Below are 21842 nucleotides of genomic sequence, written 5' to 3'. Positions count from 1 at the left end.
CCCGGCGGGCGACCAGGCCGGCCGCCGGCACCGTGTCACGATGGGCCCCGTGACCCGCCCCACCCCCCAGCGCGATGCTGTCCGCACGCTGTTCGCCGACCTGGAGGGTTTTCACAGCGCCCAGGACGTGCACGCCCGCCTCCGCGCGGCCGGCGACAAGGTGGGTCTGTCGACGGTGTACCGGGCCGTGCAGTCACTGGCCGACGACGGCGAGCTCGACTCGATCCGCACCGACTCCGGTGAGGCGCTGTACCGCCGCTGCAGCCCGCAGCACCACCACCACCTCGTCTGCCGCACCTGCGGGCGGACCGTCGAGGTGGCCGGCCCGACGGTCGAACGCTGGGCCGAGGGAGTGGCCGGCGAGCACGGTTTCGCCGACGTCAGCCACACGCTGGAGATCTTCGGCACCTGCGGCGACTGCCGCGTCTCCGGCTGACCTCCGGGGGCTGCCCCGCCGGACGCCGGCCACGGTCCTCCGACGGGCGATCGTCGGCGGTCCGCCGTCGCGCGCGTCCGGTGTCGCGGTCAGCCCTGCAGCGCGGCCGAGAGCGCGCGCAGCTGGGCGACCTGCCAGTCGACGAACGAGCCGGCGTCGTCGGGCGCGGACTCGGCGACCTCGACGACGGGCACGCCGGCGGACTCGGCGGCCGCCCGGAGCTGCTCGGGCACCCCGCCCTCGGTCTGGGTGTTGTAGACCAGCACGTCGGCCTCTCCGGCCTCGAGCGCGGCCTGGAAGGCGGCGAGGTCGCCCGGCGCCGGCTCGGCCTCGTTGCTGGCGGACTCCCGGTAGCCCTCCGGGGTCACGTCGGTCAGCCCGATCGCCTCGGCCATGTACTCGAACACCGACTCGGTCGCCGCGAACGTGCGCCCGTCGGCGCCGGCCTGGAGCGACTCGACCTCGGTCAGGTAGGGCGTCAGCTCCTCCTCCCAGGCGGCCGCGCGCTCGGCGAAGTGGTCCGCGGCGTCCGGTGAGAGCTCGCTCAGCTCGGCGGTGAGCGCCTCGGCGGCCTGCTGCACGTACTCCGGGGAGTACCAGATGTGCGGGTTGACCTCGCCGTGCCCGTGCTCCTCGTCGGCGTGCTCGCCCGTCTCCACACCCACGACGTCGGCCAGGTCGAGCACGGCGGGCGCGGGGTCGACGCCGGTCGCGGCATCCTCCGCCCAGTGGTCGTAGCCGGCGCCGTTGAGGACGACCAGCTCGGCCTCCTGGAAGGCGGCGATGTCGCCGGTGGTGGGCTCGAAGTCGTGGGGGTCGACGGCGGTCGAGCTGATGACGGTGGTCACGGACGCGCAGTCACCACCCAGGGCCTCGACCACGTCGCCCCACTGCCCGACCGAGACGACGACGTCGACGACCTCACCCGGGCAGGCGTCGGTGTCGCCGGCGCTGGTGCTCGGCCCACCCGCGTCGGCGTTCCCGCAGGCGGCGAGGGCGAGGGTGGCGGCCCCAGCCAGGGCCAGGGCAGCGGGGCGGGGGCGGCGGCGCATCATGGTCTCCATGCGGGAGCGGTAATGATTATCAGTCCCATCATGCACGACCGGTCCTCCCCGTCCGCACGCGCCCTCCGCCCGTGCGGACGCCGAGATGTCAGCGGGCGCGGACGACCCGGGTCTCGTCGAACACCGGCTCGGCGGACTCGTACACCCGGCCGTCGGCACCGAAGACGAGGAACCGGTCGAAAGAGCGCGCGAACCAGCGGTCGTGGGTGACGGCGACAACCGTTCCGTCGAAGGCCGCCAGCGCCTCCTCCAGCGCTTCCGCCGACAGCACGTCCAAGTTGTCGGTCGGCTCGTCGAGCAGCAGCAGCGTGGCACCGGACAGCTCCAGCAGCAGGATCTGGAACCGCGCCTGCTGCCCACCCGACAGCGTGCGGAAGGGCTGGTCGGCGGAGTCGGTGAGCCCGTACCGGCGCAGCGTGGCCATCGCCGGCCCGCGGTCCACCCCGGGACGGCCGGGCTCCCCGTGCCACAGCAGGTCGACCGGCGTCCGGTCCTGCCACTCGGGATGGGCGTGCGTCTGCGCGAAGAACCCGGGGACGACCCGGGCGCCCAGCCGCCACCCCCCGGTGTGCGCCACCGCCTGACCGGCCAGCAGCCGCAGGAAGTGCGACTTCCCCGCGCCGTTGGCCCCGAGGACGCCCACCCGGTCGCCGTACCAGACCTCCAGGTCGAACGACTTCATCAGGCCGGTGAGCTCCAGCTGCTCGGCCATGACCGCGCGCACCCCGGTCCGGCCCCCGCGCAGCCGCATCGCGACCTTCTGCTCCGGCGGGCGCTCCGGTGGCGGGCCCGCGGCCTCGAACTTGGCCAGCCGGGTCTGCATGGCGTGGTAGCGATTGGCCATGTCCGGCGAGTTGGCGGCCTGCTGCTGGAGCGTGCGCACGAGGTCGACCAGCCGCTGGTGCTCCTCGTCCCAGCGCCGGCGCAGCTCGGCCAGCCGCTCGTGCCGCGCCGTCCGGGCCTCGTGGTAGCTGGCGAATCCCCCGCCGTGCACCCATGCCGTCCCGCCCTCGACGGTCACCACCCGGTCGGCGACGCGGGCCAGGAGCTCCCGGTCGTGGCTGACGAACAGCACGGTCTTGCGGGTCTCGAGCAGCCGCTGCTCCAGCCAGCGCTTGCCGGGGACGTCGAGGTAGTTGTCCGGCTCGTCGAGGAGCAGCACCTCGTCCGGGCCCCGCAGCAGCGCCTCCAGCGCCAGCCGCTTCTGCTCACCGCCGGACAGCGTGGACAGCTCCCGGTACTTGCACCGCTCGTACGGAACACCCAGCGCCGCCACCGTCACCGTGTCCCAGGTGACCTCCGCCTCGTAGCCACCGGCATCCCCCCACTGCGCCAGCGCGTCGGCGTAGGCCATCTGCGAGCGCTCGTCGTCGGTCTCCATGAGCGCGAGCTCCGCGGCGTCGACGGCGTCCCAGGCGGCGCGGACGGCGGGGGGCGAGAGATCGACCAGCATCCGCTGGACCGTGGTGTCGTCCCGGACCGATCCGATGAACTGCCGCATCACGCCCAGCCCGCCGGTGCGGGCGAGCGACCCGGCCTCGGGCGAGAGGTCGCCGGAGATGATCCGCAGCAGGGTCGTCTTGCCGGCGCCGTTCTCGCCCACCAGCGCGGCCCGGGCACCCTCGCCGACGCGGAAGGCGACGTCGTCCAGGAGCACCCGCCCGTCCGAGAGCGTGTACCGGACCCCGCTCACGTCGACGTATCCCACGCCGTCATCCTGCCCGGCCGGGCAACCCGGTTTCCGGGCGCTCAGCCGATGCGCTGGTCCAGCCGGTAGCGCGCCAGCCGCTCGACCAGCTCCGGCAGGGCACCGACCGGGGAGCCCCCGAGCTCCCGCCGGCAGTCCCGCACGACCCGGACGAGCAGCCGGCGGTCCACCCGGCCGGAGAACTCGCCGCTGAGCCGACCGATCGCTGCCCTCACCGCGTCGTCAGCGGGTACGCGCTGCGACGGCCCGGGGAGGTGCTGGGAAGGGCGGATCCCGCCGGCCGGCCCGGTGGGCTCGTCGGCGGCGGATCCGGAGGCGCTCGGCGGGACGACCAGGGTCATCGGCGGTCCTTCGTTCCGGGATCGGGGCCCGACCGGGAGCGGTCGCGGCGTCTCCACACGGTGTCGTTCCGGCTACCGCCGCGCCAGGGCCCAAAGGCCCACCAGGTCAGCCGAAGGCGATCGAGAGCACCGTCGCGCCTGCCGCGAGCACCATCGCGAGGACGACGAGCGCCGCCACCAGCCTCCGGCGCCGCTCCGCGTCCGGGCCGCCGGCCCCACCCATCCCCATCACCCTCCCGACGCTACCGGCGCCGGCCCGGGCACGGCGCCGAGGGCGCCGGACCGTCGGACCCGTCTGCCACGGTGGCCGCCGTGACGACGCTGCACGACGTGGCCCTGATGCGCCTGGTCGCTCAGCGGCTCGCGGGGCCACCGGCACCCGACGCCGCGGCGGCCGTCTCCCGGCTGACCGCCCTGCAGGGCCAGGACCTCCCGGGCGCGATCGCCGCGGTGGCCCTGCGCACCGCGGCGCGGGACCGGGGTGCGGTGCTCCGCGCACTGGACGAGGGGACGATCGTCCGCTCGTGGCCGATGCGCGGCACGCTGCACCTGCTCCCGGCCGAGGACCTGCCCTGGATGCTCGACCTGCTGGGCCCCCGGGCCGTCGCCGGGCTGGCCGGGCGGCGCACCGCCCTGGGGCTCACCGGGGCCGACGCGGAGCGCGCGCGGGAATTGACCGCCGCCGCGCTGTCCGGGGGCGGGCGGCTCTCCCGCGGTGCGCTGCTGGCGGCCATCGAGTCGGGCGGTGTCGCGACGACGGGCCAGCGGGGGTACCTCCTGCTGTGGTTCCTGGCGCAGACCGGCACCCTGTGCCTCGGCCCCACGCAGGACGGCGAGCAGTTGTTCGTGCTCCTCGACGAGTGGGTGCACCGGCCCCGCCGACTGGCGCGGGACGAGGCACTGGCCGAGCTGGCGCTGCGGTACTTCTGCGGGCACGGCCCGGCCACCGTCCACGACCTGGTCCGTTGGGCCGGGACCACGGTGCGCGACGTCCGCACCGGCCTGGCCGCGGTCCGGGACCGGTTGGACAGCGTCGAGGTGGACGGCGCGGAGTACCTCCTCGACCCCGCGACCCCCGACCGGTACGCCGCGCACCGCGAGCAGGTCCGGGAACCGCTGCTGCTCCCCGGCTTCGACGAGTACGTGCTCGGCTACGCCGACCGCGGCGCGATCCTCGACCCAGTCTTCGCCGAGCGCATCGTGCCCGGTCGCAACGGCGTCTTCCGGCCCACCGTGGTCGTCGACGGCCGCATCGCCGGTACGTGGCGCCTCCCCCGGCGGGGCAGTGCACGCGCGCCGGACGCCGAGCCGTTCACCACGTGGGGCGCGGAGGTGCAGGCCGCCGTCGCCCGGCTCGCCGCCGCCTGGCCCTGACCGCCGCCGGCCGGGTGCGGCTCAGCGGCGCTCGACGAGGAAGACCGGGATCTGCCGGTCGGTCTTCTCCTGGTACTCCGCGTAGGCGGGGTAGGCGGCCACGGCTCGCTCCCACCACTCGTCCCGCTCCGCGCCGGAGATCTCCCGCGCCACGCCGTCCCACGGTTCAGGGCCGTCCTGCACGGTCACCTGGTCCGGGTGCGCGCGGAGGTTGGCGACCCACGCGGGGTCGGTGGGCGCCCCGCCCTGCGAGCCCACCATCGCGTAGACGCCGTCGTGCTCGACCCGCATCAGCGGCTGCTTGCGAACCTTGCCGCTGCGCGCACCGCGGGTGCTGAAGATGACCACCGGCAACCCGGTGTCCCGGAGCGTGTTCGCCTCGCGGCCGCCGGTCGCCTCGTAGCGCTCGACCTGATCGCGGACCCACTGCTGCGGACTCGGTTCGTACTCACCCTCCAACGGCATGCGCCGAATCTAGGGCCGGCACGGCCGCTGTGCCCGGCGACCCGAGTCGCGGGCACGCGGAATCCGGTGGCACCGTTCGGACGGCCGGTCAGCGGGAGGAGCAGCACGGGATGCGGTACAGCGAAGGTGCCGGCCTCGACACGTCGAGCGTCCGGGACGTCCGCGGTCGCGGCGGGTTCGGGGGTGGCCGTGGCCTTGCCGTGGGCGGCGGCGGGCTCGGCGTGGTCGGCCTCCTGGTCGTGGTGCTGCTCCAGGTCCTCAGGGATGGGGACGGTGGGGCCGGGGCCGGGGTCGGCGGGCTCTCCGGGCTCGGCCCGGGGCAGACGACCGACAACGGCCGGCTCGAGCAGGACTGCCGCACCCGCGCCGACGCGAAGGGCGGGCTGTTCGTCGACGCCTACGTCATCGCCCACGAGTACGCCCACCGCGTGCAGAACCTGCTCGGCATCAACCGGCAGGTGACCCCGGGCGAATCCGGGCCCACCAGCGGCACCGTGCGCCTGGAGCTGCAGGCCGACTGCTTCGCGGGTGCGTGGGCCAGCCACGCCGAGACCGTTCCCGACGAGTCCGGCCAGCCGCTGATCGCCGAGATCACCGACGACGACATCGCCCGCGCCCTCGACGCCGCCGCCCGCATCGGCGACGACTCCAACCAGGGAAACCTGGGCAGCGGCACGGTGGACCAGGACGCGTTCACCCACGGCTCCTCCGAACAGCGGCAGCGCTGGTGACGCACCGGGTACGAGACCGGTGACCCCAGTCGCTGCGACACCTTCGCCACCGACGACCTGGGCTGATGGAAGGACCCCCATGCCCCCCACCACTCGCACGCTCGCGCCGGGACCCTGCATGGGGGCCACCAACCTCCGCGTGACCCGGAACGGCTCCGTCGCCGTCCTCACCATCGACCGGCCCGAGAAGCGCAACGCCATGACGGTCGGCATGTGGGCGGCGCTGCCCGCCGTGCTGGCCCCGCTCGCCGAGGACCCCGGCGTCCGGGTGCTGCTGGTGACCGGCGCCGGCCCGAGCTTCTGCGCGGGCGCCGACATCTCCGACCTGCTCGGCGGCGACGACCCCCGGGACCCGATGGCCGAGGTCCGGCGGCACAACCTGGCCGCCCAGGCGGCGCTGCGCACCTTCCCCAAGCCGACGGTGGCGGTCGTCCGCGGCCACTGCATCGGGGGCGGGGTCGAGCTGGCCACCTGCTGCGACCTGCGCTTCGCCGACCACTCCGCGGTCTTCGGGGTGACCCCGGCCAAGGTCGGCATCGTCTACACCCCGTCATCGACCAAGGCGCTGGTCGACCTCGTCGGCCCCGCGACGACGAAGTACCTGCTCTACAGCGGCGAGCTCATCGACGCACCCACCGCGCTGCGCACCGGTCTGGTCGACCGGCTGGTCGAGGCCGACGACCTGGAGACCGAGGTGCACCGGTTCGCCGCCGTGCTCGCCTCCCGCTCGGCGCTGACCCAGCGCGCCACCAAGGAGGTCGTGGCCGACCTGGGCGGCGGCGGGGACGGCGAGGCGCGGGCCGCGGCGCGGTACCTCGAGACCATCGCCGCCGGCGAGCTGGCCGAGGGCGTGGCGGCCTTCGCCGAGCGGCGGCCGCCGCGGTTCCGCTGGTCGGGCTGATCCCCGGAGTTTGATCAGCCCCCGGCGGCGGGTACCCCACCCGCTGCGCGGAACGGTGCTCTCACGAGCGGCGCGGGGGACGGCGCAGCGCCGGCGCTGCTTTTCCTCGCCTTCCCGGTCCCGCCCCGTGACGCATGGACGCGCCGGGTCGACTTCGGTCAGCTCTCCCGCCCGACACCAGCGGCGCTGACCCGTCGTCGTGACGGCCACCCGGCCCGGTCAACGACCGAGCCGGATGTGTGCCGCAACGGCGGCGGGGTAGCGCCACCACCGACCACGCAGTTTGCCGAGGAGGACCGATGACTCACTCCATCGATGCCCCGTTCCCGCCACCGGTTCCGGCCACGACGGGCGCCAGCACCACCACGACCGAGAGCTCGTCGACCAAGGACGTCGCCAAGGACGAGGCCAAGCACACCACGGACGTCGCCAAGAACGAGGCCCGCAACGTCGGGCAGACCGCCGCGCAGGCCGGTAGCGAGGTGGCGTCGACCGCCACCGACCAGGCCAAGCACGTGGCGCACGAGACCCAGCGCCAGGCGAAGGACCTCGTCGAGCAGGGCCGGGCGCAGCTCAAGGAGCAGACGGTCTCGCAGCAGCAGAAGGCGGCCGAGGGCCTCAACGCCATCGCCCAGCAGATGCGCGGCCTCGCCGACGGCAGCAGCGAGGGCGCCCCCGGGCCGGTGCGCGACCTGCTCCAGCAGGCGTCGGGCACGGTCGAGGACTTCGCCTCGATGCTGCAGAACCGTGAGCCGGCCGAGCTGCTCGACGAGGTGCGCAACTTCGCGCGCCGCAAGCCGGGCCTGTTCCTGCTCGGCGCCGCGGCCGCCGGTGTCCTCGCGGGCCGGCTGACCAGTGGCACGAAGGCCGCGCACTCGAGCTCCGGCTCGGGGTCCGGTGACGGCAACGGCTACCGCAGCACGCCGACGAACTACGTCGACCCCGCGCCGACGTACTCGGGGTACTCGAGCGCAACCACCGGCACGGGCGTCACCCCCGGCACGGGCACGGGGGCGCCGCTGCCCCCGCCGCCGTACGGCACGGTGCCGCCCGCCGGGGGCACGGTGCCCCCGACCACGCCCGCTGGCTGGGACGACCCGGCTCGCCGGCCCGGTGAGGTGGGCTGACATGAGCACCCCCTACTCCGGGGCCACCCCTGCCGGGGCCACCCCCGCCGGCGCCACCCCCGCCGGCGCCACCCCCCACGGCTACGCGGACCCGACGCCGCAGAACTACGCGGCTGACTACTCCGAGGGTCAGAACTACAGCGGCGGCATGGGCACCCCAACGACCGACGCGGGACACCCCGATGTCGAGGGCGTCTCCGTCGGTGCCCTGATCGGCGAGGTCGCCAAGGACATGTCCACCCTGATGCGGCAGGAGCTCGAGCTCGCCAAGGTGGAGCTCAAGGTCGAGGCGAAGAAGGCGGGGACGGGTGCCGGACTCTTCGGCGCCGCCGGTTTCGCCGCCTACATGACGATCCTCTTCCTGTCCATCGCACTGTGGTGGGCGCTGTCCCACCTGGTGGGCCACAGCTGGTCCGCGCTGATCGTCGCGGTCCTCTGGGGCATCGTCGCTGCGGTGGCGGGTCTGATGGGCAAGAAGAAGTTCGACCAGGTGAATCCGAAGCCCGAGCGCACCGTCGAGACCCTGTCGCAGGTTCCCGGCGCCATGAAGCCCAACTGACCACCCGACCGCGAGGAGTCGCAACAATGACCAGCAGTGACCCGGACGTCATCCGGCGGCAGATCGAGGACACCCGGCGCGAGCTCAGCTACGACGTCGATGCCCTCAACGAGAAGGTCAACCCGTCCCGCGTCATGGACCGTCGGGTGACCGCGGCCAAGGGCCGCGTCAGCAGCCTCCGGGACAAGGTGATGGGTACCGCCCACGACACCACCTCGGCGGCGCACGGCAAGGCGTCCAACGCGGCCGGAACCGTGCAGGACACGGCCTCGAACGCGGCCGGAACCGTGCAGGACGCGGCCTCGAACGCGGCAGGCAGCGTGCAGCACGCCGCCTCCTCCGCGGTCGGTGCGGTGCAGCAGGCGCCGGAGACGATCACCCGCCAGGCCCAGGGCAACCCCTTGGCCGCCGGCCTGATCGCCTTCGGTGTGGGGTGGCTGGTGTCCAGCCTGCTGCCCGCCTCGCAGAGGGAGCAGCAGCTGGCCCAGCAGGCCGAGACCGCGCTGCGCGAGAACAAGGACGCGCTGCTCCAGCCGGCCAAGGAAGCCGCGCAGGAGATGGGCGAGCAGCTCAAGCCGGCGGCGCAGCACGCGATGGAGGAGGTCAAGTCCACCGCTCAGGACGCGACCGAGACCGTCAAGCAGGAGGGCCAGTCCGCGGCTCAGGACGTGCAGGGTCAGGCCCAGCAGTCCAAGGACTCGGTCCAGGGCCAGGCCCAGCAGTCCAAGCAGTCGGTGCAGAGCCAGTCCGGCTCCTGACACCTGCGGGTCCGCCGACCCGAACCGTCCGCACTGCGCCCCGCCGGGTCCACCCGGCGGGGCGCAGTGCTGTCCGGGGTGCCCACCCGATCGGATGAGCCACCCTGGTCCGCGCTGCAGGCCCCCCGTCGGGGCGCCGTTCCTCCCCTGGACGACGCCACCGGTCCCACCACTCCGAGGTGCGTGACCTCGACCGACGGGAGCATCCGTGGACCCGGCCCAGCACCACATCCCTGGCGGCTTCCCCGCCCGGCCCGGCCCGACCGGGACCGTCCGGGTGGTCGTGGCCGACGACGAGGACGACATCCGCGACCTGGTGACCCTCGCCGTGCGCAAGGCCGGCTGCCAGGTCGTCACGTCGGCGCCCGACGGGACCGCGGCTCTCGCCGCGGCCCGGGCGCAGCTGCCCGACCTGGCGGTCCTGGACGTCTCGATGCCCGGCATGACGGGGCTGGAGATCTGCGCCGCCCTGCGCGCCGACCCGACCACCGCCGCCATCCGGATCCTGCTGCTGTCGGCGGGCGCCTCCCCCGACGAGGTCGCCCGCGGCCTCTCCGCGGGAGCCGACGCCTACCTGGCCAAGCCCTTCACCGTCGCCGGCCTGGTGCACCGGGTCCGGGAGCTGACCGCCGGGGAGCCGGTGGCATGACCGTCGCCGTCCTCGACCGGGCGCGCTCCACCATGGCCCGCCACCGCCTGCTCGACGTCGGCACGTGGCAGGCCGCCGTCAGCGGGCCGGTGCGGTGCGCCCTCCTGTTCACCGCGGCGGCCGTGCCGCTGGCCGGCTCCCTGCCGGTCGTCGAGCGCGGTGCCGGGCACGCCGGCCTGGCCGTCGCCCTCGCCGCCACGGCGGCAGCCTGGTCCTTCCGTCGCTCGCCCGCCTGGCTCGGCTCCCTGGCCGTGCCGGTCGCGCACCTCACCGCCGTGGGCCTGCTGTACGCCGGCACCGCGTCACCGACGGTGCTGCTCCTCCTCCTCGGCCCGCTGTGGGTCCTCTCCACCCGTCCCACCCGCCGGGGCGTCCCTATCGCCGTGGCGGGGGCCGCCGCCGTGCTGGCGGTCCCCCACCTCGTGGGCGCCGTCCCCGCGGCCGACGACCTGCCCGGAGCCCTGCTGCTCGGGACGCTGGTGGTCGCTGTCGGCAGCCTCGCGGTGAACGAGAGCACCCGCCGCCTGGCGGAGCAGGCGCGCCGCATCGCGCAGCTCCAGCGGGAGCAGGCCGCACTGCTCGAGCAGGTGCAGAGCCGCGCCGACGAGCTGGACACCGCGTCGCGCATCCTCGCCGCCCGCGCCCAGACCATGACCAGCGTCATCGACGCCGTCACCGAGCAATCCATCATCGGAACCGATCGCGACGGCACCATCCGGGTCTGGAACCCCGGCGCGGAGAGGATGCTCGGCGTTCCGCGCGCCGACGTGGTCCGGACGCGCTCGGTCCTCGACTTCCACCTCCCCGAGGAGCTCGCCGCGGCCGCGGAGGACGGCGGTTCGCCCGCCGGGTTCGACGCCCTGGTGCACGTCGCGCGGGAGAAGGGCAGCGACGTCCGCGACTGGACCTACGTCGCCGCCGACGGGCGGCACCGGACCGTCTCGGTCGCCATCACGCCGCGCTCCGACGACCGAGGCACCCACGCCGGCTGGAACTTCGTGGGCACCGACATGACCGAGGTGCGGGCCACCGAACGGATGAAGGACCAGTTCGTCAGCCTGATCAGCCACGAGCTGCGCACGCCGCTCAGTTCGATCCTCGGCTACCTCGAGCTGGTCATGGACGACGAGGACCAGCCGCTCACCGCCGAGCAGCGGCAGTACCTGTCCACCGTCGAGCGCAACGCCCAGCGGCTGCTGCGGCTGGTCGGCGACCTGCTCTTCACCGCCCAGGTCGAGAGCGGCCGCTTCACCCTGCAGCCGGACGACGTCGACCTCGGTGCGGTGGTCCGTGCCGCGGAGGAGAATGCACGGGTCGCGGCCGCCGCCGCGGGCGTGGAGGTCGCCGTCGACGTGCCCGCCGACGCCCTGGTCGTCTCGGGCGACCCGGTCCGACTGGGCCAGGCGTGCGACAACCTCGTCTCCAACGCGGTCAAGTTCACCCCCGCGGGCGGGCAGGTGCGGCTGACGCTGCGGCGCGCGTGGCGACAGCCGGACGGGCAGCCGGCGGCGAGCGGCGAGCGGCGAGCGGTCCCCGTCGCCCTCCTGTCGGTGGCCGACACCGGGATGGGCATTCCGGCCGGCGAGCAGGGCCAGCTGTTCACCCGGTTCTTCCGCTCGTCCACCGCGCAGCGCAACGCCGTCCCGGGCGTCGGCCTCGGCCTCGCGATCACCAAGGCGATCACCACGGCCCACGGCGGGACGCTGGGCATGGAGAGCACCGAGGGGGTGGGCACCACCTTCACGATGGCGCTGCCGTGCCCCGGCGACCGGTGACCGCCCCGACCGGCACGCGCCCCCCGCTCCCGCCCGGGACGGGGGGCGTGCCGCGTCCGGGGGCCGTCGCACTCCCGACTGCGCGGTTCCCGCCGATCCCTTGCGGATTCCTTGCGGAAGGCGGGCGGGTGGCGTGCGGAACGACCTCCAGAGTCCTTGGTGTCGCCGGAGGACACGGCGGCACCGACACGGACACCGGGAGATGCAGGACATGACCGCCAAGACCGCCACCTCGAACACCCGCAAGGTCGTCGGCTCGCTCGGCGTTCTCGCCGCGGCCGCCGCCGTCGCCGGCCTGGGGACCTTCGGCACCTTCACCGACAGCACCACCCCGGTGACCAGCACCGTCGCCACCGGCACCCTCTCCCTCAGCGCCACCCAGCAGAGCACCCTGCCGCTGGACGTCTCCGGCTTCGTGCCCGGCGACAGCCTCACCCGCCCGATCAACCTGCACAACGACGGCGACGTCGCCTTCTCCGGCATCCAGCTTCACACCACCGACGCGACGCCGACCGTGCTGACCTCGGATGCCACGAACGGCCTGCAGCTGTCGGTCCGGTCCTGCGATGTGGCCTGGGCCGAGTCCGGCGATACCTACACCTGCGCGAGCGCCGAGGCGCCCGTCGGTTCCGGGCCGATCCTGGACACCATCTACCTGGCGGCTGCCGCGTCGCCGGCCGTCGGTGAGACCACCTTCCTCGCGTACACGGTCTCGCTGCCGACGACGGCCGACAACACCTTCCAGGGCGAGTCCGCCGCCCTGAGCCTGACCTTCTCGGGCACGCAGCGCAACAGCACCACCCACTGACCTCCGCCCGACGACCACCCGGAGACCGCCATGACCACCGTCCTCCCCGTCCGTCGCCCGGGGGCAGCCGCAGCGCTGCTCCCGGCCGGGGACGAGCGCTCCACGGCCGGCCGCCGCGCCGACCGGGGCCACCACGTCCTGGGCCGCACGGCCCCGTGGCTGGTCCGCGGAGTCATGGGGATCGCCGTCCTGGCCTTCGCGTTCCTGGCTGTCGGGCCGCACGCCTTCGGCTACCGCACGATGACCATGCTGACCGGGAGCATGGCCCCGCACATCGAGCCGGGTGACATCACCGTCGTCACCCCGCTCCGGGTCACCGACGTGACCGAGGGCATGGTCATCGCCTACCACGTGCCCATCGGCGACCGCAGCCTCGTGACCCACCGCGTCGTCTCGGTCGAGCACACACCGGACGGCCGCGTCCAGGTCCGGACCAAGGGAGATGCCAACGCGGCGATCGACCCCTGGACCGCTGTCCTGGAGGGCGACACGGCCTACCAGGTCCGCGCCGTCATCCCCGAGCTCGGCTCCGCGGTCCAGCTGCTGCGCACGCCACTGGTCAACCAGGTGCTCCTCTACGGGGCTCCCACCCTGCTCGCCGGCTGGGTCCTCCTGAGCATCTGGCGTCCCACCCGGAACGAGCCGGAGGACGGCCGAGCATGAACACCGCCCGCCGCGCCCTGTCCGTCGCCGGCCTCGTCCTCGCTCTCGCCGCCGGCGGCGCCCTCCCCGCCTGGGCGGTGTTCGGGGACTCCACCACCGTGGCCGCCGGCATCTCGACGGGGACCGTCCAGCCGCCCACGGGGGTCGACACGGCCGGGAGCTGGTGCCTGCTGGTGTTCGAGGCCCATGTCTCCTGGACCCTCAGCGAGTCCCCCGACGTCAGCGGCTACCTCGTCACCGGGCACCGCGGGGACGGCGAGACGTTCGTGATGGGCCGCACCGGCCCGCAGCAGACCAGCCTGAGCGCCACCTACCTGACGCTCGGCCACCGGTACACCTTCACCGTCACCGCCGAGACGCCCTACGGCTGGACGGCCACGTCGGACCACTCCCCGACCGTGCGATGCTGACCGCCCTCGTCGTCGACGGCGACGCCACGGCCCGCGACCAGGTGTCGGACCTGCTGTGCCTGGGGGGATGGCAGGTGCAGCAGGCCGACGGCCCGGAGGACGCCGTCCGCCACGCCCTGGTCACCGACGTCGACCTGGTCGTCACCGACTCGGACCTGACCGGTCGCAGCGGTACGGAGATGCTCCGCCGGATCCGACGCAACGGGTCACGCGCCCGGTTCGTGGTGCTCACCGCCCAGCCGGGCGCGGATGTCCGCCTCCAGGCCTCCGCAGCCGGCGCGCTGACCACGCTCACCAAGCCCGTCTCCGCACGGGCCCTCCTCGACTTCCTGCGCAGCCGGACCACGGGGCCGGCTGCGCAGGTGGACCTTCCGGCCGATGCTGCCGACGACACCGAACTGGTCGTCGGCGAGCTCACGCCCCGGCTGCAGCGGCTCTACGCCGACGCCCTGCCCGCCCGGCTGTCCGCGATCGGCCGGCACACCCGGGCGGGAGACGCGACGGCGGTGGCCGCGGCGGCGCAGACCCTCGCCGGCAGCAGCGGCCAGCTCGGGCACCCGGAGGTCGCCGCGCTCTGCCAGGCGATCGCCGCAGACGCGCGCCGCGGGATCCTGGCGCACTCCCGGGTCGAGCAGTTGCAGGCCCTGGCCGGCGGCTGACCCGTCCCGGGCGGGGAAGCGTACGGACCGTCCGCTACGCCACCAGGCGGTAACCGACCCCGCGGACCGTACGGATCTCCGGCGAGTGCAGACCCGCGGCCACCAGCTTCCGCCGCAGGTTCGACATGTGGGCCTCGACCAGGCGGAGGTTGCCCTCCCAGTCGGTCTCCCAGACCTCGCGGAGCAACGTCTCCCGCTGCAGGACGCGGCCGGGGCGGGACGCCAGCGCGGCGAGCAGGTCGAACTCGGTGCGGGTGAGGTCGACGACGGCGCCGTCGACCCGGACCTCTCGGCTGTCCTCGTCCACCTCCAGCTCGGCCAGCCGGCGCACCAACTGCTGGGCCGGGGCGGCGGCCGGCGCGGCTGATGCGGCGGTGCGGGGGAACCGCAGCATCGCCTGCACCCGCGCCACCAGCTCGCGCGGCGAGAAGGGCTTGACCATGTACCCGTCGGCGCCGACGGCCAGCCCGATGAGCAGGTCGACCTCCTCGGCGCGCGCGGTGAGCATCAGGACGTAGCAGGCGGTCTCGGTGCGGATCTGGCGGCAGATCTCGGTGCCGTCGGCGTCGGGCAGACCGAGGTCCAGGACGATGAGGTCCGGGGCGTCGCGCCGGACCTCCGCCAGCGCGTCAGCGCCGGTGCCGACGGCCCGCACGGCCAGCCCGGCCCGCTCCAGCACCGTGGTCACGAGTTCCCGGATCTCCTGGGTGTCCTCCACCACGAGCACCGACTGGTCGGGCACGACGTCTCTCCTCTGCTGCGGACGGGGATGCGGGAGAGGTCCTCGTCCCGTCACCTGACCCGGTGATCGGCAGCCGGGAGCCCGCGCTTGAGCGCCGGGGGAACTGCCCGGTCCGGTGATGTCACCCGGAGTGGTGAGACGGACGGGGACCGCCTCAGGGCACCCGCGGGTCCGGCCGTTCCCTTCCCTCGAGACCCACCCTCTCCCCCGCCACCTCGACCACCCGGAGTTTCGGTGCCTGTTCCCTTCCCCACCGGCGTGCGCCCGACCGGCGCGCCGCCTGCCGCCGTCGTCGCCGACGAGGCGGCACGATGACCGCCGTCCTGGGTGAGCTGGACCTGCTGCTCACCGACCACCACGTGCACTCCACCTGGTCCGACGACGCGGTCAGCGCGCCGATGGAGAACCTGATCGCCGCCCGCGAGACCGGGCTGGCCAGCATCCGCATGGTCGACCACGTCCGGACGACGACGGCATGGGTGCCCGGCTTCCTCGCCGAGGTGGCCGCGCTGCCCCGCGTCGAGGGGCTGGAGGTGCTGACCGGCGTCGAGGCGGAGATCCTGGACGCCTCCGGGCGGCTCGACGTCCCCGGGGACCTGGTGGTCGGGACCGGCGGGGTGGACCGCATCCTCATCGCCGATCACCAGTTCCCCGGGCCGGACGGTCCGTGGAGCCCGCGCCGCACGCTCGAGGAGATGGCCGGCGGGCTGTCGGCCGAGGACGCGCTGTCGATCCTGGTCGACGCGACCGTCCGGGCGATGGACCGGGCCGGCCGGGGCCAGCTGGCCCACCTGTTCTCGCTGCTGCCGAAGATCGGCATGCACGAGAGCGGACTGCTCGACGAGCACATCGCCGCGATCGCCTCCGCCGCCGTCCGCACCGGGACGACGGTCGAGGTCAACGAGAAGTGGCGCTCCCCCGGACCGCGCGTGGTGCTGGCCCTGGCCGCCGCCGGAGTGACCCTGGTCGGCTCCACCGACAGCCACGCGGCCGCGACCGTGGGCCGCTACTCGTGGGTGGCCGACGCGGCGTCGGCGACCCGGCTGGTGGGTGCCCGGTGACCGACGTCCGCTCCGCCGCCCAGACCGCGGTCCGGCCGTCCCCCTGACCCCGGGGCGGCCGGGCCGCAGCTCCCGCCCGACTCAGACGAAGGCGCTGACCCCCGTCAGCGCGCGCCCGACGATGAGCTGGTTGATCTCCCGGGTGCCCTCGTAGGAGTAGAGGGCCTCGGCGTCGTTGAAGAACCGGACGACGTCGCGCTCGAGGAGGATGCCGTTGCCGCCGAGCAGCTCCCGCGCCCAGCCCACGGTCTCCCGGGCCTGGTTGGTGACGTAGCTCTTGGCCAGCGCGGCGTGGTCGTCGCGGAAGACGCCCTCCTCCTGGAGCTGCGCCACCCGGACGGCCATGCCCAGGCTCGCGGTCACGTTGCCGGCCATGCGCGCCAGCAGGTCCTGGATCAGCTGGAAGCCGGCGATCGGGCGGCCGAACTGCTGCCGCTCCTTGGCGTAGGCGAGCGCGGCCTCGAACGCGCCCATCTGGCAGCCGACGGCGTTCCAGGCGACCCCGCCGCGGGTCAGCTTGAGCACCCGGTTGACGTCCTTGAACGCGTTCCCGCCCTCGAGCTTGTTCTCGGCCGGGACCCGGCACCCCTCGAAGGTCAGGTCGGCGTTCTGCACCGTGCGCAGCGCGTACTTGCCCTCCATCTTCCGTGCGGTGAACCCCGGGGTTCCCTTCTCCACGACGAACGTCTTCACCGAGTCGTCGGCGACGTCCCGGGCGAAGACGACGACGAGGTCGGCGAAGGTGCCGTTGCCGATCCAGCGCTTGGCGCCGTCGATCACCCACTCGTCGCCGTCCCGCCGTGCGGTGGTCTCCAGACCGAGCGCGACGTCGGACCCGCCGTGCGGCTCGGTGAGCGCGAAGCAGCCGATCTTCTCCAGGGCCAGCATGCCGGGCAGCCAGCGGCGCTTCTGCTCCTCGGAGCCGAGATGGACGATCGACCCCATGGCCAGCCCGTTGTGCACGCCGAGGAAGGTGGCCATCGACGGATCGACGCGGCTGGCCTCCAGCGAGATGAAGCCGGTGAACAGCCGCGAGCCCCGGGGTGAGCCCTCGGTGTCGTAGCTGCGGCCGACCAGCCCCGCCTCGGCGAAGCGCGGGATCAGGTCCATCGGGAAGGTGGCGGCCTCCCAGTGATCGTTGACCCCGGGCTTGACCTCGGTCTGCAGGAACTCGCGGATGCCGGCGAGCTCCTCGCGCTCCTCGTCCGACAGCAGCGCTTCATAGGCGTACAGGTCCGCGGTGATCAGGTCGTCGGTCATGTGCGCGTCCTCTCGTCGATGGCCTCCCGGCGGTACCCGTCCTGCGCGGCGCGCAACTCGTCGGCGGCGGACGGCATCGGGACCGGCCGCTCGGACGCGGGCACGGGCTGCTCAGCTCAGCATCCGGGTGCCCGGTGGCAGCACCGGGTGGTCTGCCCCGGATCGCGCGCCGGTCCTCTCCGTGGCGGCCACGACCCTGGCCGAGGTCGCGTCCCCGGCGTTGGTCAGGACGGGGATCCGGGGATCGGTCGGCAGCTGCAGGAGCGTGCGGGCGCGGGCTGCCGGGTCGGCGATGCCGGCAACCCAGGCGTGTCGGCGGCTCCTGACCGGGCGGTCTGGCGCGAACCGGTTAGGAGAGGCTAACCTCCAGGCGTTGCCCAGGTGTGCGCACCAGGGCCCGTCCGCCCACCGTCTCCCGTTAGGCGACCACTGCATGTACGTGTGCCACTGCAACGTGGTGACCGACCGCGACGTCCTCGAGGCGATCGCCAACGGCGCGAGGTGCGTCGCCGACGTGGCACGGGCCACCGGAGCGGGACGAACCTGCGGCAACTGCGTCGACTCGGTCCGCGACCTGGTGTGTCAGCATTGCCCGGTGCGAGCCGGGCGCACCACCGAGCGCCCGGCCGAGCGAGAGCTGGGAGTAGCCGGTGCAGCCCGTTAGCCCCCGCGTGGTCGAACTGCTGAACGACGCGCTGACCTTCGAACTGACGGTCACCAACACGTACTTCCTCAACGCCCGCATGCTCGACGCCTGGGGCCTGCCGAAGCTCGGCAAGGTCTTCTACGACCTCTCCATCGACGAGATGCGCGACGCCGACGCCCTGATCCAGCGGATCCTGCTCTTCGACGGCCACCCCAACCTGCAGCGCCTCGGCGCCATCCGGGTGGGCGAGACCGCCGAGGAGATGCTCGTCCTGGCCCTCGACAGCGAGAAGGCCGCCGTCGCCCAGTTCAACGCCTCCGCCAAGGAGTGCCACGACCTCGGCGACCACGGCACGGCCTCGGTCTTCGAGGAGATGGTGCTCGACGAGGAGAAGCACGCCGACTGGTTCGAGGCGCAGCTCGCCGCGATCGAGCGGGTGGGCGCGCCGCAGTACCTCGCCGCGCAGATCGTCACCGAGACGCCCTGACAGCAGCTGCACCCGCGCACCGAGGGTCCCTTCCGATCGCGGGAGGGACCCTCTTTGCGTCCGCGGTCAGCCGGCCAGGAGGCCCTCGAGCGGGTCGAGCTGCAGCCGGGCCCGGTGGCCTTCACGGGCCACCGGCGGAGAGGCCGCGGCTCCGACTGACGGCGCTCCGGTTGACATCGTGTCATCGATCGGTGTCACATGGAGCCGTGTCCGGCTACGACCCCGTCGCCATGGACGGCCTGAGCATCATCGGGACCGTCGGCTTCTTCGTGCCCGCCGCCGTCCTCGTCGCGCTCGTCACGGGCGCCGTGGTGCGCGACCGCCGGCTCAGCGCACGGGAGGCCGCGGGCGAGGCCGACCGGCAGGGCACGGCCCGCGAGGAGATCCCCGACGGCGACGCCCCGGGCCGGCCGTCGGCCGCTTAGAGCTCATTTCAGAACGGCGAGTTAGCCATGGCAGATCGGGGCCGCCTCCGACATTGCGAACTCAGCCGGTAGATGCTGTCCGAGCGCCGCCGGTGGACGGCACATAGACAGTTACGGTGAACACCGCTCGGTGATGCACATACCGGGCGCCACCCCGCCGTGCGCAGCCGCCTTGTCAGGCCCTTTTGGAGTCGTGTTCTCGGCCACCTTGCCCAGCAGCAGTCGACCGCAGCGGGCAGGCTGGTCCCCGGCGGCCGTGACGGCGAGACCGGAGGCAGAAGTGAGCAGGTCAGAAGGGCTGCGCGGGCGGATCGCGCTGGTGACCGGTGGCAGCAGCGGCCTGGGACGGGCAACGGCTCTGGCCCTGGCTGCAGACGGCGCCGACGTCGCGGTACTGGCCCGCGGATCCACCGATCTGGACCAGACGGCCGAGCAGGTCCGGGCCCGTGGAGTGCGAGCGAGCGCGGCGGTGGTGGATCTCGCCGATGCCGATGCGATCGAGCGAGCCGTAGGCCAGGTGCGCGCCGAACTGGGCCGCGTCGACGTCTTGGTCAACGCGGCCGGGACAGACGTGCCTGGTCCGGTGGCCGAGCTCGACGTCGCAGCCTGGGACAGGGTGCTCGCGGTGAATCTGCGCGCGTCGTTCTTGCTGGCCAAGGCGGTCTGGCCGGACATGCGTGAGAACGGCCGCGGAACCATCCTCAACGTGTCCTCGGTGGCTGGTCGGCGCGGCTGGGCGGATGCCGCGGCCTACTGCTCCGCCAAGTTCGGGCTCACCGGCCTCACCCAGGCACTCGCGGCCGAAGGCAAGCCGCACCGCATCCGCGCCTGCGTGCTTTACCCCGGCGCCATGGACACTAGCTGGGGCGTTTGGTCACCGGAAGATCGGACCGGCTCTGCCGAGCCGACCCTGCCCGCCGACGCATTGGCTCCCGATCAGGTCGCCCGCCTGATCAGCTGGATCGCCGCCGCCCCGCCGGACGTGGTGCTCAACGAGGTCACCGTCACCCCACTGCTCGAGCAGGGATGGCCGTAGGGCTGCCAGCGTGCACGGGTAGCCCTACGGCTCGTCCACACCACTGGACGAGCCGAGTCCAAGTTTCTGGCAGCTGACCCTTCCAACAGGTCACATCCCACAAGGAACGGAAGTCGTCGGTAGCAGATCAGGGCACAGGCCAGGTGCAGGAGGCCGAGATGGATGTCGGCGCGGCGCGTTCGTAGCGGGTGCGTAGCCGCTTGAAGGCGTGCAGCCAGGCGAAGCCGCGCTCGACGACCCAGCGGGTGCGGCCCAGACCCGAGCCGTGCGCGATGCCGCGGCGGGCGATGCGCGGCGTGATGCCCCGGTCTCGCAGGATCCGCCGGTACTTGTCGTGGTCGTAGCCGCGGTCGGCGTAGACCTCGGGAGGCCTGCGACGCGGCCGCCCGCGGCGGCCCCGGATGGGGGGCACCGCATCCAGCAGCGGGATGAGCTGGGTGATGTCGTTGCGGTTGCCGCCGGTGAGGGTGACTGCCAGCGGGATGCCGCCGGCGTCGCAGATCAGGTGGTGCTTGGAGCCAGGACGACCGCGGTCAACCGGCGAGGGCCCGACGTGGTCCCCCCTTTGAGCGCCCGGACGTGAGAGCCGTCCACGGCGCACCGGTCCAGGTCCAGATGGTCGCTGGCACGCAGCTCGGCCAGCAGAGCCTGGTGCAGCGCCCGCCAGACGCCGGCCTCGGTCCAGTCCCGCAGCCGCCGCCAGCAGGTGACACCCGAGCAACCGACGAGCCCGGTGGGCAGCTGGTTCCAAGAGATTCCGGTCTTGAGCACGAACACGATGCCGGCCAGCGCGGCACGGTCATCGACCGGCCGACGCCCCGGATGACGATGCCGGCGCGGCTTCGGCGCCGGCAGCAGCGGCCAAACCCGTTCCCACACTCCATCGGGCACCAGTTCCTCGATCACCAGAACAGCCTCTGCGTGTCGCCCGCCAACCAGAGGAGGCGCGCCGGTCATTCTGAAACCAGTTCTTAGTCCCCCAGCTCTCCGAGCGCGCCCTCGACCGCCCCGGCGACCTCGGCGGCCATCTCGGTGCGGAACGCCGCCAGCATCGCCTGGGCCGCCACCGGCTGGAGCCGGCTCACGGTCGCCAGGATCTCCTCCAGCTGCTCGCGCGGCGCCCCCGCCTCCACGAAGGCCCGCCAGACGGTGTCGACGAACATCTGCACGTAGGTGTGCGCGATCGCCCGCACGTGCTCGTTGACCTGCGCCTGCGCGGCGATCAACGCCGTCGCCGGCACCCCCAGTCCCACCACCTGCAACCCGGCCATGAGCAGGGCGGGGTCCAGTACCCGGAGCCGCCCACCCTCGAGCCGCTCCACGATGCCCAGCTGCACCAGCTGGTCGACCAGCTCGGGATCCGCGGGCACGCCGGTCCGCGCGGTCAGCTCGGCCCCCGTGGTGATCTCCGGCTCCGGGGGCAGCCACGGCGTCAGCAGCGCGCGGTGCAGCGCCAGCGTGGCCGAGCTCGCGGCCGGGGGCGCGCTGGCCAGCGTGCGCTCGATCATCGCCAGCGAGTAGCCCTCGGCGAGCATCTCGCGCACCAGCAGCAGCCGGGCGACGTGCTCCCGGCCGTAGTAGCCGGTGCGACCGACCATGCGCGGCGGCGGGAGCAGGCCGCGGGCGGAGTAGGCGCGCACGTTGCGCACCGTGACCCCCACCCGGGCGGCCAGCTCGTCGACCGTCAGCTCGCGGTCGGACCGGTCACCCGGCGGCTCGGACTGCACTGCGCTCACCTGCCCCTCCTTCCCGTCGTC

25 protein-coding genes and 1 pseudogene are annotated in these 21842 nt (G+C 73.7%); 17 read left to right on the top strand and 9 right to left on the bottom strand.

The window, feature by feature from the left end; genetic code table 11:
• Window positions 1-40 precede the first annotated feature (40 nt).
• Complete coding sequence (locus ABC795_RS04800) at window positions 41-436, top strand: Fur family transcriptional regulator (RefSeq protein WP_347059770.1); 396 nt, start codon at window positions 41-43, stop codon at window positions 434-436.
• Between the two features lie 89 nt (window positions 437-525).
• On the opposite strand, the gene ABC795_RS04795 is transcribed toward ABC795_RS04800, so the two are convergent.
• From ABC795_RS04795 to ABC795_RS04780, 4 genes are all read right to left on the bottom strand, one after another.
• Window positions 526-1500: a zinc ABC transporter substrate-binding protein gene (locus ABC795_RS04795; RefSeq protein ID WP_347059769.1), complete on the bottom strand. Its 975-nt coding sequence runs from the start codon at window positions 1498-1500 to the stop codon at window positions 526-528.
• A gap of 88 nt (window positions 1501-1588) precedes the next feature.
• Window positions 1589-3208 carry an ATP-binding cassette domain-containing protein gene (locus ABC795_RS04790; RefSeq protein ID WP_347059768.1) on the bottom strand — a complete coding sequence of 540 codons (1620 nt, stop codon included), beginning with the start codon at window positions 3206-3208 and terminating at the stop codon, window positions 1589-1591.
• 41 nt (window positions 3209-3249) lie between these two features.
• Entirely contained in the window at window positions 3250-3549 is a 300-nt protein-coding gene (locus ABC795_RS04785) for a hypothetical protein (protein ID WP_347059766.1), read from the bottom strand.
• Between the two features lie 106 nt (window positions 3550-3655).
• Window positions 3656-3781, bottom strand: coding sequence for a hypothetical protein (locus ABC795_RS04780; RefSeq protein WP_347059765.1), 126 nt, complete (start codon window positions 3779-3781; stop codon window positions 3656-3658).
• Window positions 3782-3861: 80 nt separating this feature from the next.
• Between ABC795_RS04780 and ABC795_RS04775 the strand changes: the two genes are divergently transcribed.
• Window positions 3862-4923 (top strand): winged helix DNA-binding domain-containing protein, encoded by a 1062-nt coding sequence (locus ABC795_RS04775; RefSeq protein WP_347059764.1) that lies wholly within the window; start codon window positions 3862-3864, stop codon window positions 4921-4923.
• A 21-nt stretch (window positions 4924-4944) separates the two neighbouring features.
• On the opposite strand, the gene ABC795_RS04770 is transcribed toward ABC795_RS04775, so the two are convergent.
• On the bottom strand, window positions 4945-5388 hold the full coding sequence (locus tag ABC795_RS04770; RefSeq protein WP_347059763.1) for a nitroreductase family deazaflavin-dependent oxidoreductase: 444 nt from the start codon (window positions 5386-5388) through the stop codon (window positions 4945-4947).
• A gap of 110 nt (window positions 5389-5498) precedes the next feature.
• Here ABC795_RS04770 and ABC795_RS04765 point away from each other — a divergent pair, with 110 nt between their 5' ends.
• The 11 genes from ABC795_RS04765 (at window position 5499) to ABC795_RS04715 (ending at window position 14428) form a co-directional block, all read left to right on the top strand.
• A complete protein-coding gene (locus tag ABC795_RS04765) occupies window positions 5499-6119 on the top strand; it encodes a neutral zinc metallopeptidase (RefSeq protein ID WP_347059762.1) in 621 nt (206 codons plus the stop codon).
• 79 nt (window positions 6120-6198) lie between these two features.
• Window positions 6199-7020 (top strand): enoyl-CoA hydratase/isomerase family protein, encoded by an 822-nt coding sequence (locus ABC795_RS04760; RefSeq protein WP_347059761.1) that lies wholly within the window; start codon window positions 6199-6201, stop codon window positions 7018-7020.
• 299 nt (window positions 7021-7319) lie between these two features.
• Window positions 7320-8147, top strand: a complete 828-nt coding sequence (locus tag ABC795_RS04755) for a hypothetical protein (RefSeq protein WP_347059760.1) — start codon at window positions 7320-7322, stop codon at window positions 8145-8147.
• A 1-nt stretch (window position 8148) separates the two neighbouring features.
• A complete protein-coding gene (locus tag ABC795_RS04750) occupies window positions 8149-8706 on the top strand; it encodes a phage holin family protein (protein ID WP_347059759.1) in 558 nt (185 codons plus the stop codon).
• A 26-nt stretch (window positions 8707-8732) separates the two neighbouring features.
• The gene (locus ABC795_RS04745; RefSeq protein WP_347059758.1) at window positions 8733-9464 is read left to right on the top strand and encodes a DUF3618 domain-containing protein; all 732 of its coding nucleotides are present in this window, start codon (window positions 8733-8735) and stop codon (window positions 9462-9464) included.
• Between the two features lie 208 nt (window positions 9465-9672).
• A complete protein-coding gene (locus ABC795_RS04740) occupies window positions 9673-10113 on the top strand; it encodes a response regulator (protein ID WP_347059757.1) in 441 nt (146 codons plus the stop codon).
• Window positions 10110-11888: an ATP-binding protein gene (locus tag ABC795_RS04735; RefSeq protein ID WP_347059756.1), complete on the top strand. Its 1779-nt coding sequence runs from the start codon at window positions 10110-10112 to the stop codon at window positions 11886-11888. The genes ABC795_RS04740 and ABC795_RS04735 overlap by 4 nt, the downstream gene beginning before the upstream one ends.
• A 211-nt stretch (window positions 11889-12099) precedes the next feature.
• Window positions 12100-12696, top strand: a complete 597-nt coding sequence (locus ABC795_RS04730) for a TasA family protein (protein WP_347059755.1) — start codon at window positions 12100-12102, stop codon at window positions 12694-12696.
• A 30-nt stretch (window positions 12697-12726) separates the two neighbouring features.
• On the top strand, window positions 12727-13359 hold the full coding sequence (locus tag ABC795_RS04725; RefSeq protein ID WP_347059754.1) for a signal peptidase I: 633 nt from the start codon (window positions 12727-12729) through the stop codon (window positions 13357-13359).
• Window positions 13356-13769 carry a fibronectin type III domain-containing protein gene (locus tag ABC795_RS04720; RefSeq protein ID WP_347059753.1) on the top strand — a complete coding sequence of 138 codons (414 nt, stop codon included), beginning with the start codon at window positions 13356-13358 and terminating at the stop codon, window positions 13767-13769. Before ABC795_RS04725 ends, ABC795_RS04720 begins: the two co-directional genes overlap by 4 nt.
• Complete coding sequence (locus ABC795_RS04715) at window positions 13763-14428, top strand: response regulator (RefSeq protein ID WP_347059752.1); 666 nt, start codon at window positions 13763-13765, stop codon at window positions 14426-14428. The genes ABC795_RS04720 and ABC795_RS04715 overlap by 7 nt, the downstream gene beginning before the upstream one ends.
• Window positions 14429-14462: 34 nt before the next feature.
• Here the strand turns inward: ABC795_RS04715 and ABC795_RS04710 are convergent, their stop codons facing one another.
• On the bottom strand, window positions 14463-15170 hold the full coding sequence (locus ABC795_RS04710; RefSeq protein WP_347059751.1) for a response regulator transcription factor: 708 nt from the start codon (window positions 15168-15170) through the stop codon (window positions 14463-14465).
• A gap of 311 nt (window positions 15171-15481) precedes the next feature.
• Here ABC795_RS04710 and ABC795_RS04705 point away from each other — a divergent pair, with 311 nt between their 5' ends.
• Entirely contained in the window at window positions 15482-16231 is a 750-nt protein-coding gene (locus ABC795_RS04705) for a histidinol-phosphatase (protein ID WP_347059750.1), read from the top strand.
• An 81-nt stretch (window positions 16232-16312) separates the two neighbouring features.
• On the opposite strand, the gene ABC795_RS04700 is transcribed toward ABC795_RS04705, so the two are convergent.
• Window positions 16313-17491, bottom strand: coding sequence for an acyl-CoA dehydrogenase family protein (locus ABC795_RS04700; RefSeq protein WP_347059749.1), 1179 nt, complete (start codon window positions 17489-17491; stop codon window positions 16313-16315).
• A gap of 671 nt (window positions 17492-18162) precedes the next feature.
• Here ABC795_RS04700 and bfr point away from each other — a divergent pair.
• From bfr to ABC795_RS04685, 3 genes are all read left to right on the top strand, one after another.
• Window positions 18163-18624, top strand: coding sequence for a bacterioferritin (gene bfr, locus ABC795_RS04695; protein WP_347059748.1), 462 nt, complete (start codon window positions 18163-18165; stop codon window positions 18622-18624).
• Window positions 18625-18815: 191 nt separating this feature from the next.
• Window positions 18816-19049, top strand: coding sequence for a hypothetical protein (locus ABC795_RS04690; RefSeq protein ID WP_347059747.1), 234 nt, complete (start codon window positions 18816-18818; stop codon window positions 19047-19049).
• 319 nt (window positions 19050-19368) lie between these two features.
• Window positions 19369-20085, top strand: a complete 717-nt coding sequence (locus tag ABC795_RS04685) for an SDR family oxidoreductase (protein ID WP_347059746.1) — start codon at window positions 19369-19371, stop codon at window positions 20083-20085.
• A 110-nt stretch (window positions 20086-20195) separates the two neighbouring features.
• On the opposite strand, the pseudogene ABC795_RS04680 reads toward ABC795_RS04685, so the two are convergent.
• Both ABC795_RS04680 and ABC795_RS04675 read right to left on the bottom strand, forming a co-directional pair.
• Window positions 20196-20991, bottom strand: a pseudogene (locus tag ABC795_RS04680) (IS5 family transposase); the annotation flags it as partial.
• 65 nt (window positions 20992-21056) lie between these two features.
• Window positions 21057-21821, bottom strand: a complete 765-nt coding sequence (locus ABC795_RS04675) for a MerR family transcriptional regulator (RefSeq protein WP_347059745.1) — start codon at window positions 21819-21821, stop codon at window positions 21057-21059.
• Window positions 21822-21842: the final 21 nt, after the last annotated feature.

The organism is Blastococcus sp. HT6-30, assembly GCF_039729015.1.
Lineage (GTDB): Bacteria > Actinomycetota > Actinomycetes > Mycobacteriales > Geodermatophilaceae > Blastococcus.
Note: the sequence above shows the minus strand (reverse complement) of the source record. Positions and strands in the feature narration are given on the sequence as shown.